General features: G+C 56.3%; 13 protein-coding genes. 8 read left to right on the top strand and 5 right to left on the bottom strand.

The features are described from left to right. Nucleotides 1-42: 42 nt before the first annotated feature. From KBW81_RS17640 to KBW81_RS17605, 8 genes are all read left to right on the top strand, one after another. A complete protein-coding gene (locus KBW81_RS17640) occupies nucleotides 43-1,236 on the top strand; it encodes a glutathionylspermidine synthase family protein (protein WP_254249093.1) in 1,194 nt (397 codons plus the stop codon). A 52-nt stretch (nucleotides 1,237-1,288) separates the two neighbouring features. Further along, entirely contained in the window at nucleotides 1,289-1,876 is a 588-nt protein-coding gene (locus KBW81_RS17635; protein ID WP_254249092.1) for a DUF1190 domain-containing protein, read from the top strand. 174 nt (nucleotides 1,877-2,050) lie between these two features. Then, the gene (locus KBW81_RS17630; protein WP_254249091.1) at nucleotides 2,051-2,587 is read left to right on the top strand and encodes a hypothetical protein; all 537 of its coding nucleotides are present in this window, start codon (nucleotides 2,051-2,053) and stop codon (nucleotides 2,585-2,587) included. 101 nt (nucleotides 2,588-2,688) lie between these two features. Beyond that, entirely contained in the window at nucleotides 2,689-4,065 is a 1,377-nt protein-coding gene (locus KBW81_RS17625; protein ID WP_254249090.1) for an NAD-dependent succinate-semialdehyde dehydrogenase, read from the top strand. Then, nucleotides 4,062-4,679 carry a glutathione S-transferase family protein gene (locus KBW81_RS17620; protein ID WP_254249089.1) on the top strand — a complete coding sequence of 206 codons (618 nt, stop codon included), beginning with the start codon at nucleotides 4,062-4,064 and terminating at the stop codon, nucleotides 4,677-4,679. The genes KBW81_RS17625 and KBW81_RS17620 overlap by 4 nt, the downstream gene beginning before the upstream one ends. A 23-nt stretch (nucleotides 4,680-4,702) precedes the next feature. Continuing rightward, the gene (locus tag KBW81_RS17615) at nucleotides 4,703-5,299 is read left to right on the top strand and encodes an SDR family oxidoreductase (RefSeq protein WP_254249423.1); all 597 of its coding nucleotides are present in this window, start codon (nucleotides 4,703-4,705) and stop codon (nucleotides 5,297-5,299) included. A 261-nt stretch (nucleotides 5,300-5,560) separates the two neighbouring features. Continuing rightward, nucleotides 5,561-7,309 (top strand): hypothetical protein, encoded by a 1,749-nt coding sequence (locus tag KBW81_RS17610; RefSeq protein WP_254249088.1) that lies wholly within the window; start codon nucleotides 5,561-5,563, stop codon nucleotides 7,307-7,309. A gap of 169 nt (nucleotides 7,310-7,478) precedes the next feature. After that, nucleotides 7,479-8,834: a GSCFA domain-containing protein gene (locus KBW81_RS17605; RefSeq protein ID WP_254249087.1), complete on the top strand. Its 1,356-nt coding sequence runs from the start codon at nucleotides 7,479-7,481 to the stop codon at nucleotides 8,832-8,834. A 491-nt stretch (nucleotides 8,835-9,325) separates the two neighbouring features. On the opposite strand, the gene KBW81_RS17600 is transcribed toward KBW81_RS17605, so the two are convergent. From KBW81_RS17600 to KBW81_RS17580, 5 genes are all read right to left on the bottom strand, one after another. Continuing rightward, the gene (locus tag KBW81_RS17600; RefSeq protein WP_254249086.1) at nucleotides 9,326-10,861 is read right to left on the bottom strand and encodes an alkaline phosphatase D family protein; all 1,536 of its coding nucleotides are present in this window, start codon (nucleotides 10,859-10,861) and stop codon (nucleotides 9,326-9,328) included. 187 nt (nucleotides 10,862-11,048) lie between these two features. Beyond that, the gene (locus KBW81_RS17595) at nucleotides 11,049-12,563 is read right to left on the bottom strand and encodes a catalase (RefSeq protein ID WP_254249085.1); all 1,515 of its coding nucleotides are present in this window, start codon (nucleotides 12,561-12,563) and stop codon (nucleotides 11,049-11,051) included. 120 nt (nucleotides 12,564-12,683) lie between these two features. After that, nucleotides 12,684-13,988 carry an NAD(P)/FAD-dependent oxidoreductase gene (locus tag KBW81_RS17590; RefSeq protein WP_090188976.1) on the bottom strand — a complete coding sequence of 435 codons (1,305 nt, stop codon included), beginning with the start codon at nucleotides 13,986-13,988 and terminating at the stop codon, nucleotides 12,684-12,686. Further along, complete coding sequence (locus tag KBW81_RS17585) at nucleotides 13,988-15,343, bottom strand: glutamine synthetase family protein (RefSeq protein ID WP_090188978.1); 1,356 nt, start codon at nucleotides 15,341-15,343, stop codon at nucleotides 13,988-13,990. Before KBW81_RS17585 ends, KBW81_RS17590 begins: the two co-directional genes overlap by 1 nt. A gap of 98 nt (nucleotides 15,344-15,441) precedes the next feature. Next, nucleotides 15,442-16,374 carry a DMT family transporter gene (locus KBW81_RS17580; RefSeq protein WP_254249419.1) on the bottom strand — a complete coding sequence of 311 codons (933 nt, stop codon included), beginning with the start codon at nucleotides 16,372-16,374 and terminating at the stop codon, nucleotides 15,442-15,444. Between the last annotated feature and the right edge of the window lie 20 nt (nucleotides 16,375-16,394).

Genomic DNA, 16,394 nt, shown 5'->3' with positions numbered 1-16,394 from the left:
CTTAGATGGCATCTGAGCACTGACAATATAGAAAGCCGCACCATGAAACGCATCGCCCTTGGCGCACGCCCCGACCTTGCGCAAAAGGCCAAAGACGCTGGTTTCACGTTTCATGCCATGTATGGCGAGCCTTATTGGGACGAGGACACGGCCTATGCCTTTACCCTGCCCCAAGTCGAAAACGACATCGAGGACCCCGCGACCGAATTGCACGCCATGTGCCGCGAGGCGGCCGCGCATATCATCGCATCCGAAGAGTTGATGGAACGCCTTGCCATCCCGCGCGCGCATTGGGATTTGGTCGCTGACAGCTGGCACACCGCCCAGCCAGAACTTTATGGCCGTTTCGATCTGATCTACGACGGCACTGGCCCCGCCAAGATGATCGAATACAACGCCGACACCCCGACTGCCTTGTTTGAAAGCGCGTCGTTCCAGTGGGACTGGCTGGAGGACATGGTCGCCAGCGGCGGCTTGCCTGCGGGCAGCGACCAGTTCAACGGGATCTTCGAGGCGCTGACCGCCCGCTTTGCGCATCTATATCCCAAAGACACCAACATCCACTTCACCGCCGTGCAAGAGCTGATCGAAGACTACGCCACCGTCGAAACGATGGCCTACGCGGCGCGCGCCGCAGAAATGGGCGCGCATTTTGTCGATCTGGCGCAGATTGGCGTCACGGATGCGGGCCAGTTCGCTGATGCCGACTCCCGCGTGATTGGCAAACTGTTCAAGCTTTATCCGTGGGAAGACCTGCTGCGCGACGATTTCGCGGATCACCTCGCCACCTCTGGCTGCCAATTCATCGAACCTGCGTGGAAGGCGACCGTATCAAACAAGGGCTTGCTGCCCGTGCTGTGGCGCATGTTTGAAGGCCACCCCAACCTGCTGCCCAGCTTTTTCGCGGACGAGGTTGCAGCAGGCACCGATGCGGTGCAGCGCGCGCAAGACGTATTGTCCCAAGGCACCGTCACCAAGCCAATCTTTGGCCGCGAAGGGGCGAGCGTGACCATCCAGCGCGGCGATCAGATCATCGAGAAATCGACCGATCAGGACTACGCCGATCACCCGATGATCGTTCAAGCCTATGCGGAAATGCCCAATTTCGACGGCTTCCACCCGATTATTGGCGCGTGGATTGTGGGACAAACTTGCGTTGGCATGGGCCTGCGCGAAGACCAATCGCGGATCACGCAAAACTTAAGCCGGTTCAAACCGCATTTCATTCAGCCGTAAAGCGACCTATATCACCTTTGGACACAGACCGAGCGAGCAGAGGATAAACATCATGACGCCAGCACGCGCTTTGAAACGATCACGCATCATGCCCGCCATCTTCATTGGTGCCTCGGCCTTTGCGCTGGCGGCCTGCCAAGACGAGCAGGTCGACGCGAATGCGTTCCCAGATTTGGCGTCCTGTGAAGAGGCCGCCAAGGATGGCACGCAGATCTTTACGGTTGAGGATTGCGATACCGCTTTCGCTGAGGCGCTGACCGAATACGAACGCACCGCACCGCGCTATGACGAACTTGCCTTGTGCGAAGAGCAGCATGGCGGCGAATGCGTCGCGCAGCAGTCCAGCAGCGGCGGGTCGATGTTCATGCCTCTGATGGCCGGCTATTTGATGGGCAGCATGCTGAGCAACAACCGCGCCCAGACCCAGCCGCTGTATCGCGATTCCGCTGGCAAATACGCGACCGCATCGGGGGGCACCGTGCTGAACGGCAACAAGGGCAGCGCCAAGATGTCCGCGTCAAACTTCCGCCCCGCAGCGGCTGCCTCTGCGCCGATGTCACGCGCGTCGGTCAAGGCGACAGGCGGGTTCGGTTCGTCGCGCACAAGCTCCTTTTCCAACAGCCGTAGCTTTGGCGGCTGATACTGCCCTGCCTTCGGCTACCTATGGCCCGGGGCAGTTTTTGGACGGGTGGTCATTTAGCGCCTGATACAAAAGACAGCCTTTTTATCGTTTATCAAAGCTTTGCAGCGTTCTGCATATTCTCTGCACATCCAGGCCTTATCGGGTCTTGGATAGCAGCATTGGATGATGACGATGACACAGCCACAAATCGCGCCCAGTCTTTTTGGCACGATCAAAGCAGCGGTGGCATGCGACGACATCCACCAAGCCTGCCAGATCGTCCAGAAACTGCTTGGCGTTTGCCATGGCGGGCTTTCGGGCATTCATTTTCCAGAGCTTGGCGATGCGCCTGCACCCCACGGCGCGCCGTGGTGCAAGACGGGCGCGAGCGATCGTTTTGACCGCATGGTGGGCTATATCACTGCGGAAATCGACGTTATGGACCGCACCCTTGGCGGTGAAACCCTGTCCATTCGCGGCTTTAGGCAATTGCGTACTGGAACAGACAGCATAGCGCTGGCTCATCGGTTCCCGCAGGGGAGTGTTTGGCGCATCACAGCAGATGACGGCGCATCGATCCCGCGACCCGGTGACCGCGTCCGCGTGGACCACCTTGATGTTGATGGTGAAACGGTGCTGTTTGCTGCGGAATATGATTGGTCCAGCTTCAGTCCAAATGCCCTGATGGCCCGGGTCGCCGCGACCTATGGCGCGCTGACTTTCGGCTAAAGCTTCAGTATTCTTACGATTTCGTGACACGCGCCCCGCGCGGTATCCGGAACTTACCAGCCAGCCGCATCGTTCCTTTAGTAATTACTGAAGGAGACGTCATGTCTACGATCACAACAACCAATCCCGCCACCGGCGAAACCATCGCGACCTACCCGCTGATGTCCGAAGGCGAAGCAACCGCAAAGCTGGAAGCCTCTCACGCTGCATTTCTGGAATGGCGCAAGTTTTCCCACGCCGAACGCGCGCCCTATTTAAACAAGATCGCCCAAAAGCTGCGCGACAACGCCGACAAGCTGGCTGCGCTGATGACGCAAGAAACCGGCAAACTGCTGATTGATGGCCAGCGTGAAGTTGAAATCTGCGCCGCCATCTTTGAATACACCGCCAAGAACGGCCCGGACGCGCTGGCGGACGAAGACCGCACCTATGGCAAAGACGGCAAACGCGGCGTTGTCAGCTATCAGCCGCTTGGCGTGATCTATTCGATCCAACCGTGGAATTTTCCGCTTTATCAGCCGGTCCGCGTGCTTGCCGCCAACCTGATGACGGGCAACGGCTGCGTGCTGAAGCACGCCAGCATCTGCACCGGATCGGGCCTGCGCCTGCGCGAGCTATGCATCGAGGCGGGCCTGCCAGAGGATCTGTTTCAAGTCATCCTGATCGACCATGACACCAGCGACAAATTGATCGCGCACCCCCTGGTCCGCGGCGTGACGCTGACCGGTAGCGACGGCGCAGGTCGCCACGTCGGCGCAGTCGCCGCCAAAGCGCTGAAAAAGACAGTGTTGGAACTGGGCTCGAACGACGCCTATCTGGTGCTAGAAGACGCCGATATTGAAACTGCGGTAAAGTTTTCTGTCATGGGGCGCCTTTATAACAACGGTGAAACTTGCGTGGCGGCCAAGCGGTTTATCGTGACGGATAAGGTCTATGACGCCTTTGTTTCGGCCTTTGTCGATCAGATGAAAGCGATCAAGCTGGGCGATCCAACCGCCAAAGACAGCCAGCTTGGACCGTTGTCCAGCGAGGATCAGTTCAAGACGGTCAAGGATCAAGTCGACGACAGCATTGCCAAGGGTGCTAAGGCGCTTTGCGGCGGCGAAGCTCCCGACCGCACAGGTGCCTACTACCCTGCCACCGTACTTGTCGACGTTGCCCCAGGCATGCCTGCTTATGATGATGAAATCTTTGGCCCCGTCGCAGCCGTGATCCGGGCGAAAGATGACGCTGACGCCATGCGCATCGCCAATGAAAGCCGTTATGGCCTTGGCGGCGGGATCTTCTCTAAGGACAAGGACCGCGCGCTAAAGCTGGCCCGCGATCATTTTGAGACGGGAATGATCCGCATCAACTCTTACGGGGCTGCCGATCCGAACATGCCATTCGGCGGCGTCAAAGACTCGGGTTATGGCCGCGAACACGGCGGTTTTGGCATGAAGGAATTCGTCAACGTGAAAGCGATATATCTGCCATGATCACCCTACATGCCCTGAAATACTCCCGCGCGACCCGCGTGCTATGGCTGCTCGATGACCTTGGGCAGCCATGCAACCGGATCGACTATGACCGCACCGAAGAATTTCGTGCGCCGCCCGATCTGTCCAAGGTTCACCCCTTGGGCAAATCGCCGGTGATCGTCGACGACGGTGACATGATTGCGGAATCCGCCACGATCCTGCGGTATCTGGCGGCAAAGTTTGACGATGACACCCACACGCCGCCAAAGGGCACAGCTGACTATTGGCACCACGAGGCGCTGTTCGACTATGTCGAAGCCTCTTTCGCCGAAGTCGCCCTGCAAGCAATCATGCCCGCGTTTCAAGGCAAGCCCGTGCCGGATCAAGCAAAGGCTGCGCTGGACAAACACCTAAACTACATCACGCAGGCCATTGGCGATGGCCCGCTACTGCTTGGCGAAAAGGCCATGCTGGCCGATATCCAGATGTCCTACATCATCGCCTTGCTTGCGCGACTAAACCTGCTGAATGACCACCCTCGGATCGCGGCCTATTGGGACGCGCTGCAACAGCAGCCCGGCTCCATCGCCGCGACACGCTCTGCCGGGCCAATGGCCCCGCCAGCGGAATGACACAGAAGGAAAACACAATGACCATGAATATTCTTATCGCCGGTGCGACCGGCAAAACCGGCCTGCTACTGACCCAAGACTTGCTGGACCACGGACATACCGTCACCGCGCTGGTGCGCGAAAGCTCTGACACGTCGGACCTGCCCGAACGCACGGCCCTGCGCCAAGGCGACCTGACTGACCTGCAAGACGGCGTTTGCGACGGCGCAGATGTCGTGATCTTCGCCGCAGGCTCTGGCGGAAAAACGGGGCCGGACATGACCGACAAGGTCGACCGGGACGGCGCGAAACGTTTGATTGATCTGGCGAAACAGGCCGGCGCGTCCCGCTTTGTGATGCTAAGCTCTGTCGGTGCAGACCAAGAAAATCCGTCGGGCGATCTCGCACATTATCTGAAGGCCAAACACGAAGCCGATGAACACCTAAAGGCGTCTGGCTTGACCTTTGCGATCATTCGCCCCGTCGCACTGACCGACGATGATCCCAGCGGCGACGTCATCCTTGGCGAGAAAGTTGATGTTTCCGCCAAGGCCGCACGTGCAGACGTTGCAGCCGTACTGGCGGACGCCGCAATGACCGGCACTTTCGACGGCCAAGCGCTAAACATGCAATCAGCTTAACCCCTGACTACGCCCGTTGCCCCGCACCGGGCGTAGTCATCCCGATACAGTGTATCGAATGTCGGACTGATCCGGAAAAATGCGTGTGTTTTGAAAGTTACAGACGCAAAGCCGCCAACATCTTGCCGCAAACCACTGATACTGAACCCGAAGGCTGCGGTGCGAACCTGATTGAGACGAACATGGCGTTATGTTAGTTCCTCAAGTGAACAAGACTGTGGCCCCAGACGTTCGAAGATTGATCAAGCAGGAAGTAAGCGCGTGAAAACCCCATCTTTTGAGAATGTTAAGGCATCTGTCAAACTCGTCATCTGGGATCTGGATGAAACGTTTTGGCAGGGAACGCTTTCAGAAGAAGGTATCGTTCAAATTGAATCGCACATTGCGATGATCCGCACTCTAGTTGACCGCGGAATCATGTGTTCGATCTGTTCTAAAAACGATTTCGATCAGGCAAAAGCTGCCATTGAAAAACTAGGCATTTGGGATCTATTCGTTTTCCCCCATATCGCATGGTCGCCCAAGGGGCAGGCCATCACAAAAATGGTAAAGGACATGGGTCTGCGCGATGAAAACGTGGTATTTCTAGATGATAACCACCTAAACCTCGAAGAAGCTGTGTTCTTTAGCCCCAAGCTTATGGCAGTCGAAGCCGTTGGCGATATGACCGGTTTACTGGACTTGCCCGAATTTAAAGGCAAAGAAGATAGCAATCATTCCCGCCTTAAACAGTATAAGGTGATGGAGCAGAAGCAGTCCGAACAGTCCGAGACTGGACTTTCTAACACTGAATTTCTGAAACAATCCGAGATTAAGATCCGCATTGTGACTGATGTGGAAAACCACATGGACCGTGTGCTAGAATTATTGAACCGCACAAATCAACTGAACTTTACCAAAGTACGCGCAAACACCGCGCAAGAGCGTAAGGATTTCGATGATCTTCTTGCCGTCTCTGGGATGCATGCGGGACTGATCGAAGTCCAAGACCGATACGGTGATTACGGTGCCGTCGGCTTCTTTGCTGTGCGCACAAAGTTTTCCGGCACAACGGTGCACCACCTTACGTTTTCCTGCCGCACCCTTAACATGGGTGTGGAACAATGGGTCTGGGATTATCTTGGTCGGCCTGAATTTAAAATCGTCGGTCCTGTAGCGGGCGAATTGACGGAGCCGGTAGATTGGATAACGCAAGTTACCGATTTCGAAACAACAGCAGACCCACAAGAAGAGCGCCGCCTTTGTATGGTTGGCGGCTGCGACTTGTTGCAAGTCTCTTTTTACTGCGGAACGAACCGTGACGAATACGTCAACAAGCAGGATGATCAGGGAATGCTTGTGCGCTACGACGATGTTGGTTTCTTTATCAATCCTCGCGACATGGCATTGAAGCACAATAAGTCCCTGCAACGCTTTATTGGCTACACTTATGAGGAAATGCTAGATCTCGATAAATCGTTGGCGGCGGCCGACCTCATACTGCTGTCTATGTATTTTTCGATCCCTTCCGACTTGCTGTTCACTTATGGCGGCAATGAATTCGGCGGTAAATACTGGGGCACGGTTCCGCCTCGCCGTTTTAAGAAGTTGATGAAGGATCCCGACACCGCGATGCGGTTCTCGAAAGAAATGTTCCATCGCCGATTGGCGCTAGAAGAAAGACTTGAGCTTACGAGACAATCCTTTGTTCACGCTGATGCTTGCAGGACGCCAGGTGTGCCGTTGTTCATTCTAGGATCTGCCACACAGCATGGACAACAGGCAGAGCGTACGCAGGACATGCGCCTGGCGTTTAATGCAATGTGCCGCAATTTCTGTGAAACGACGGAAAACACTCATTTCATTGACGTAGACAAATTACTGGAAGCGGACGAATTTGCTGACAGCGATCACTATACGCGCACCGGATATTTCAAAATTGCGGACTTCGTTAATAAACAGACCGCTCTTTTGGAAAAAAATGACATAGTAGAGACCACTGAAAGGTCAAATGAAAGCGCGTCTGCTTGAGAGGATGCAAAAGTAGCTTCACGGCAGAATATCCAAGATATTGTCGTGGCATGCATGGAAGTTATTTTTTTGCTCTGGCAGCTTAACGTTACCGTTGGGTGGCGGGGGATTAAAACCTTCCCGACGTAAGCCATGACGTTATGCATACGCTTTGCGAAGAGGACCTGACATGAGCCGCAACATCGAACAGGTCTCTGCAAAAGAAGCCTACGAGCGCGCAAAATCCAATCCACAACGTCGATACCCATCACCAAATCTTGGTGCAAACAGGTTGCGCCCTACAGCGACACCCGTCGGTCGACCTTCGTTTCAAATTTCACCTGATGAGTCGTTTTTTACCATTGGGTCCTGCTTTGCGCGCAGTCTTGAAGTGGCTTTGATCAATGCTGGCATGCAGGTCACTAGCCATGAAGTCGATCTAGGCATCATTGGTGATAGCCGAGGGTTTACGCCAAACTTTTTCAACAAATACTCCGTCCACTCCATATATAACGATCTGAAATGGGCGCTTGAAAGGGAGACCTTTCCCGGCGCCGACATCCTCTATCACGTCGAGGGAAAGAGCTGGTATGCAGATCTACAATTAGGACTGGCAAAGCTCGAATTTCCAGTCGAAGCTATATTGGCTTTTCGCACACAATATCTTGATGTACTTGCACGCGTTGCCGACGCCGATATTGTCGTCGTGACTCTCGGCTATGTAGAAACTTGGTTTGATACTAAGCTTGGCATTTACATCAACACCTCTCCACCTCTTGCGCTCGTAAATGCAGAGCCGGACAGATTTGAATTCCGAGTATTAAGTTACGAGGAGGTACTAAGCGGCCTGCATGATATTCAGGAACTTTTGGAAAAACATCGCACAAAACCGCTGCGCATGTTGCTGACCGTATCACCCGTCCCGTTACTATCGACCTTTCGTGACATGGATGTTTTGGTCGCCAATACATATTCAAAGTCAGTCCAACGCGCTGCAATTGATGCGTTTATTCGGGACTCTGATAATATCGATTACTTCCCATCCTATGAATTTGTGATGCTTTCAAATCCGGACGTTGCATGGCAGGATGACGATTTTCGCCATGTATCGCCAGACCTTGTTGCATCCATTATGGCAAACGTCATTGACCAATACATAACGGACCCGACAAACATCGACGGCGAACAAAGTATAGCCCATAATGTAGCCGCGACCATGCGGCTTTCGGCCAAGGCCAAGGATTACCACGGCGTCATTACCGCTGCGGAAGGTGCCCCTGATCTTGTGACACGGTCAACTGATTTAATGCTGTTATTGGCGCAGGCTCACGTCCAAATTGGGGACACAGGAACAGCTATCGACCTTTTAGTTGACGCCGACAATCTACCAACATCAAAAGGTGGCCCGCTAGAAGCGCTTATCAACTTAGCGCTTGATGTTGGAGAGATAGAAGTTGCGCGCCATTACCTGAAAGAACATGAGCAGCGCTATCCTAAACGTGCAGGATTTCGAAACCGCACGCTACGCGCAAATAATCTAGGTTAGGTCAATTAAATGCAAATGTTCAGTAGGACCTATAAGCTTAAAGAGATGATGATATAATATTTAGAAATATAAGTTCTTAATGCGCGCTCATTTTTACCTCTATAAGTTAGGGTATCTGTAGTCGCACCTTACTTGTGACATGTCGAAACGCGGCTTCGCCAAAACGATCTTAAACATATTTAGTACGCAATATTCCTCCGCCGAAAATGAAATGCCACGTCACCAAACCACTCTCGGCAATAGATTGAGAAACGCGATATCCTCAGATTAATTGTACATAGGCATCAGCCCTATACAGGCAACTGGCGCAAATATTAATTTGCCTCCGCTGCTCACGACAACAGCTTCTTTCGACTTTCAATAATTGGGCACAGTATCGCGTTTTACGGCTTGTTCACAAAGTGTTGGTTTTGGGACTCCCAATAACACTACAACCAACTGAAACCTGCCGTCCCGGACGGCCCAGCAGGCCGCCCGGGACACAGTTTTAGTTAGACGGTCTGTGGGTCCAGATCGACCGACCACAGCTCTACGTCGGCGCTGTCCATCAGACGCACGGTCATCACGCCGGTATCGGCCGCAATATCGACCTTGCCAAAGAACTGCATCCCGTCGCTTGGTGGCAGGTTTGCTTGGCCCGGCTCTGGATGCTTGGCGAAACGCACTTCGGGGCCAAAGGTATTGTCATAATCGCTGGGCCCGAAAGTGCCCGCGTGCAGCGGACCAGAAACGAATTCCCAGAACGGGTCGAAGTCCTGAGACACCGCGCGATCCGGGGAATAGTGATGCGCGGCCGTGTAGTGCACGTCAGCCGTCAGCCAAACTGTGTTTAGGATCTGCGCCGATTTGATGAAGGACAACACAGCGGCTACGTCTTTTTCACGCCCCAGAACCGGACCGTCGCCATTGGCACCGTTTTCCATAGCCGTTTCGCCATCGCGCACCATCATGCCGATGGGCATGTCAGCGGCGATAACTTTCCAAGTCGCGGTCGAGTTGACCATCTCGCGCTTCAGCCAGGCCAGCTGTTCGGCGCCCAGAAATGGCGTGCCTTCTGCTTCGGTATTGGCGGTGTTGTCGCCGCGATAGGTGCGCATATCGATCAGGAAGATATCCAGCAGCGGGCCGTAGGATACCTTGCGATAGACACGCATCGGCTCTGCCAGATTTTGCCGTGTGGGCATCATCTCGTGGAATGCATGGGCAGCGCGGGCGGACAACAGCTGCATCGATTTGACCGTATAGCGGTCGTCGCTGGCCAGCACCTCGTTCGGGTACCAATTGTTCGTGACCTCGTGATCGTCCCACTGGGCAATCATCGGTACGGCGGCATTAAAGGCGCTTACATTGGCGTCCATGTAGTTGTACAAATGCTGCCCGCGAAATTCGTCCAGCGTCTCGGCAACCTTGGACTTGGCGGGCGTCACAAGGTTCCTCCACATCGTGCCATCAGCCAATTCGACCTCTGGTACGATCACGCCGTCCGCGTAAACCGTATCGCCAGAGTGAAGGAAGAAGTCAGGCGCGTGGCCCATCATCGTGGCATAGGTCGTCATGCCACCGCGATCTTCGTCGATGCCCCAGCCCTGCCCTGCCGTGTCGCCGGACCAGACAAAGCTGATATCTCGGCGGCCCATCGGTGCTGTACGAAACGTGCCCGTGGTCGGCTCTGACAAAGTGCCGTCAGCCAGATCGGCCATGGTCACGCGGTAAAAGATGTCTTGATCACTGGGCAGCCCGGTTAGCGCTAGTTTGCCGGTGAAATCGCTGGGCGTGCCGACGGCCAGTGCTGGCACCATGCGTGCATCTGACATGTCCTCGGTCGTGGCCCATTCGACCATCATCTTGGCCTCGCGGTCGGCGCGGCCCCAGATCATTGCCCCGTCATGGGCGACATCGCCAGACATGACACCATGCGTGATCAGGGGACGCGACTGCGCGCGCGACAAGGACGGCATGGCAAGGGATACGCCAAGGGCGGCACTGCCAAGCAGGGTCTGGCGACGGTTAAAGGAAATCCGGGGCATCTGTGCTTCTCCGCTGATGAGTTAATACAGCGGGTGGTGAGGCCGCCGCGTAACAAACCGGTGCGGATGATGCGACAGTTTGATGAAAACATGCGGGACGGCGCGATCTAACTGTACTGACACCTGGGCAAACAAAAGCCCCCGGCGATGCATCACCGGGGGCTTTATCAATCATTTGCAGCAGGCTTTAGCCACCGATGCTTTTCGCAGAGGCCATGCCCGGTGCCTTGGACTCGCCGCCCAATTTTTCGCGCACGCCAGCTTCGATCTTGTCGCCGGTTGGCCCGTCGATATTGCGCCAGTATTCAAAGGCGCGCAGCAGCACCTTTTCGCTAACACCGTCCGACAAGTGCCCAACGACGTTGCCGACCAGACGTTCGCGCGCGGCATCGTCCATCACGTCGCGCACCAGAATACCGGCTTGCGTCCAGTCGTCATCATCCTCGCGCAAAGTATAGGCCTGCCGGACCATATCGCCGTCCGCATGCCAAAGCGGCTCGTCATGGGCCTGCGGTTGCGCTGCCGGGCCGCCATAGGAGTTCGGTGCATAGACCGGATCGGCGACATTGACGGTGCGACCTGCGCCATCCTTGGAATAGCTGTGCACAGGGGCCTGCGGGCTGTTCACCGGGATCTGTTTGTAGTTCACGCCAAGGCGCGCACGGTGCGCGTCGGAATAGGCAAAACCACGCGCCAGCAACATCTTATCCAACGACAGACCAACCCCCGGGACGATATTGTTCGGCTCGAACGCCGCCTGCTCGATCTGCGTGTGGAAATCGGCGGGGTTGCGGTTCAGCGTCAGTTTACCGACCTCAATCAGGGGATAATCGGCATGCGGCCACGTCTTTGTCAGATCAAACGGATTGATGCGATAGGTCTTTGCATCCTCGAACGGCATGATCTGCCACTTCAGCGTCCAACTGGGATTATTGCCCTTAGCAATGTTATCGAACAAATCGCGGCGGTGATAATCGCCATCCGAGCCCGCCAGTTTGTCAGCCTCGTCCTGCGACCAATAAGCGTTCCCGTCACCTTGATCGGTGTGGTAATGGAACTTGACCCAGAACTTTTCGCCCTCGGCATTGATCAGCGAATAGGTGTGGCTGGAATAGCCGTTCATTTCGCGCCAGGTTTTTGGGATGCCGCGATCACCCATCAGATAGGCCACCTGATGCGCGCTTTCTGGCGACAGCGTCCAGAAATCCCACTGCATATCGTGGTCGCGCAGGTTGTTGTCGGCGCGGCGCTTTTGGCTGCGGATGAAGTGCTGGAACTTCATCGGATCGCGAATAAAGAAGACGGGCGTGTTGTTGCCAACCATGTCGAAGTTGCCATCTTCGGTATACATTTTGACCGAGAAACCGCGCGGGTCGCGCCAAGTGTCAGGGCTGCCGCGCTCGCCCGCGACAGTCGAAAACCGCATGACAACATCGCATTTCGCGCCCGGCTGGAAAATTTTAGCCTTGGTATAACGCGACACATCCTGCGTCGTCTCGAACGTGCCAAAAGCGCCAGAGCCTTTGGCGTGGGGCTGACGTTCGGGGATCCGCTCGCGGTTAAAGTTCGCCATCTGCTCTAGCAGATAGTGATCGTTTAGCAGGATCGGACCGTCTGGGCCGATGGTCAGCGAATGCTCATCGCTTTGCACGCGGATACCGGCGTCAGTCGTGGTGGGGGGCACGGATTTGTTGTCAGTCATGTCAGACCCTTTCGCAGCGGATGCTTTGTTTTGTCTGACGGACAAACGCACCCTGCTGCGAAACAGTTCCGCATGGAACTCAACCTGCGGCCTATGTTGTCGGCCGCAGGTAAGAAAGAGTTACAGCCCCAGCTTGTCGCGCAGCCCGTAATACCAGCTGCCCATCACCGAATAGGGCACGCGCAGCGCACGCCCGCCGGGGAACGGATACCATTTTAGCCCGGCAAAGACGTCGAACCGCGATAGATCGCCGTCAATCGCCTCGCTCAAGATGCGGCCAAACAGGTGCGAACCTGTTACGCCATGGCCAGAATAGCCGTGGGCGTAATAGGTGTTCCGCCCAAGGCGGCCCATCTGCGGCACGCGGCTAAAGGACAGCGCAAAATTGCCCGACCACGCATAGTCGATCTTTACGCCCTTTAGCTGGGGAAAGACCTTGTCCATGTTGCGCCGCAGCTTCGCCTCGATATCCGCAGGATCAGCGCCGCCATAGACCGTGCCACCGCCGAACAGCATCCGTTTGTCAGCCGATAGGCGATAGTAATCAAGGATATAGCGGATATCTTCGATGCAATCGTCGCCGGGCATCAGTTCCTCTGCCAGCGCAGGGTCCAGCGGCTCTGTTGCCATGACCTGCGTCGACACGGGCATCACGCGCGGTTCCAGATCCGGCACGGCATGACCCAGATAGGCATTGCCGCACAGCACCAGCGTCTTGCAGGTGACAGAGCCTTGCGCCGTCTTGACCACAGGCTGCGCAGCCTCGGTATCGGCGGACAGGATCGGCGACATTTCGTAAATCTTGCCGCCAAGGCTCTCGATCGCGGCAGCCTCACCTAGGGCAAGGTTCAGTGGGTGCATATGACCGCCGGTGCGATCAATCAGGCCACCACTGTAAAGGTCTGACTTCACATGCTTTTGCAGCTGATTGCGGTCCAGCATTTCCTGATTGTCGATGCCATAGCCGCGCCACAGCGTCTGACGCGCTTCCAGCTCTTTCAGGTGGGCATCCGTCAAGCCGACAAAGACATTGTTTGGCTTCAGATCACACTGAATATCGTATTTTTCAACGCGCTGACGGATGATCTCTCCGCCCTCTTGTACGATGCCTGCAACAAATGTTGCGGTGTCCTTGCCATAGCGCCGCTCAATCGTTTGCAGCGATGCGTTCAGCCCGTTCACCACCTGACCGCCATTGCGGCCAGAGGCGCCCCAGCCGACGCGCGCGCCTTCAATCACAACAACGGAATAGCCTTTTTCCGCCAGATGCAGCGCAGTGGACAGGCCGGAATAGCCCGCGCCCACGACACAGATGTCCGCCTGAATATCGCCCTGCAGCGCAGGCCGATCCGGCGATGGGTTCGCGGATGCCGCGTAATAGCTTGTCGTATGGGCGCCGGTCCCGGCGTATGGGTGATTTTGCATCACACCGTCTCCAAATAGGTATCGTATTCAAATTCAGTGACATGCCGGTTGAACCGGTGCTGTTCCTGCCGTTTGCAATCGACCAACATGCGCTGCAAGCGCGGCGCATAGATGGACTGGATATGCGCGCCGTTTTTGAACGCCTGAATAGCCGTCGCCCAGTCAAGCGGTAGGTGAGCCAGCTCTTTTTCCTGCGCATAGGCGTCGCCCACCAGGGCCTTTGTCGGCTCCCACGCGCCCTCGATCCCGAGCAGGGCACCGCCAAGGATGGATGCGAGCACCAGATAGGGGTTCGCATCCGCGCCAGCGACGCGGTGTTCAATCCGCCGCGCCTTGTGATGGCCGCCCGGAATACGCACGGCGACCGTGCGGTTCTCGTAACCCCACGCGACCGATGACGGCGCGTGCGTACCCGGCAGCAAGCGCCGGAAAGAATTCTCGTGCGGCGCAAACACCAGCGCGTTTTCCTGCATCGTGTGCAGCAGACCCGCAACGGCGTGCATCATGATCGGCGTGCCCTCTTCGCCGCCGTTGTCAAAGACGTTGTTTCCGTCTTCATCCTCGAGCGAAAAGTGGACGTGGAAACCACTGCCGGCGCGGTCGCCGTAGGGTTTCGCCATAAAGGTCGCAGCAAAGCCGTGCTTGCGGGCAATCCCCCGCACGAGTCGCTTGAACAGCACGGCGTCATCGGCAGCGCGCAGGGCGTCGCCAACATGGCGCATGTTAATCTCGAACTGGCCGGCGCCGTTCTCTGAAATGGCGCTGTCGGCCGGGATACCTTGGGCGTAGCAGGCGGCATAGACGTCGTTCAGGAACTCGTCAAAATGCTCTAGCTCATCAAGGCTAAGCGCGCCGTCGCTATCCAAACGCTTGCCGGTCACCGGGGACAGGGGCGGCTGAGGGATCGTCTCGGTCGGATCGACAAGGTAAAATTCAAGCTCTGTCGCGACGACGGGCGTCAGTCCTTTTTCGGCATACCGCTTCACGACCGCATCCAGCGCATGACGCGGATCACCCATAAACGGGCGGCCATCTTCGTTATAAAGGCTCAGTGGGATCAGCGCGGTGGGCCGCGACGTCCAGTTGATCGGCAAAATGCCGCGCCCCGTATATTGGCAAATGCCGTCAGCGTCGCCGGTTTCAAACACCAGCGCCGATACCTCAATATCCTCGCCCCAAATATCCAGACCCGCCAGCGACAGCGGCATACGGACAGAGCCTTCAAGGATCTTGCTCGCTTGCGCGACGTCCAAACGCTTGCCGCGCAGGGTGCCGTTTAGATCGCAGATGCAAGCAAAAATGTTTTCGATGTCAGTCTGTTCGTTCAGCCATTGCAGGTGCTCGGCATGGTCCATGAAAAATGGCCTTTAAGTTGCTCAGATATGACTTGGATTTAGTGTGATAAGGCAGCTCAAGTCAATGAATCGCAGCGGCGGCGTCATTTGTCGCCGCGTCAGTGATTCATGGGGCCGCGGGCATGCACATTCACCGGGGTCACGGTACGCGACAACTGGCGTTCGCGGTGCCAGATATAGATCCCAGCGGCGATAATGATCGCCCCGCCGCCCAGCGTCCAAACGGTCGGCCACGTGTCAAAGAAAATGATGCCAGAGATTCCGGCCAGAACGATCTGAATGTATATTACTGGCGCAAGGATGCTGGCATCCGCCAGCCGGTGTGCCGCCACCGCTAAAATATGCGCAGTGCCGCCAAAGATCCCGATCAGCAGGAAAAACGTCCAATCCACAGCACCGTGCGGCCAAACCCACGTCGACATTGCAAAAGGCGCAAGGCAAGCCGTTGCAAGCCCCGCGGACCAAAGCTGGCTGGTTGCGTTGCTTTCAATGCCAGCCAGTTTGCGCGTCAGGATAAAATACAGCGACGCCATGCACAGCGCGCCGATGTTCAGCAGCATTGCCGGGTGAAACGCCAGCCCCCAAGGTTGCATGACCACGATCACCCCCAGAAACCCGACGCAAACCGCAACAAGCCGGTGCCGCCCGACCTTTTCGCCCAGCATCGGGATCGCCAGTAGCGTCACGACAATTGGCCCGGCGAACATGATCGTCGTCGTCACCGTGATCGGCAGAAACTTGAGCGCGGTAAAGTTCAGGATCGTCGACAGGAACAGAAAGATCGACCGCAGGAACTGCACCTTTGGCCGCTGAGAACGGAACAGCGACGGCCCGCCTTGCGGCATGAACACCACCAGAGCCAACACGAAATGCATCGCATAGCGGGCAAAGACCACCTGCAGCGCAGGCAGCCCTGCGGTCACCAGCCATTTGGCCGATGTGTCGATCATCGTGAAAAACACGACCGTCACGACCATCAACCCCAGCCCCAGCGCCGTGCGGTCCACCCTTGGCGGGACGACCCCGGCCATCACCAACGCCTTTGGTGTGG

Source organism: Loktanella salsilacus, assembly GCF_024206795.1.
GTDB lineage: Bacteria > Pseudomonadota > Alphaproteobacteria > Rhodobacterales > Rhodobacteraceae > Loktanella > Loktanella salsilacus.
This window is presented reverse-complemented; position numbering and strand designations above follow the sequence as displayed.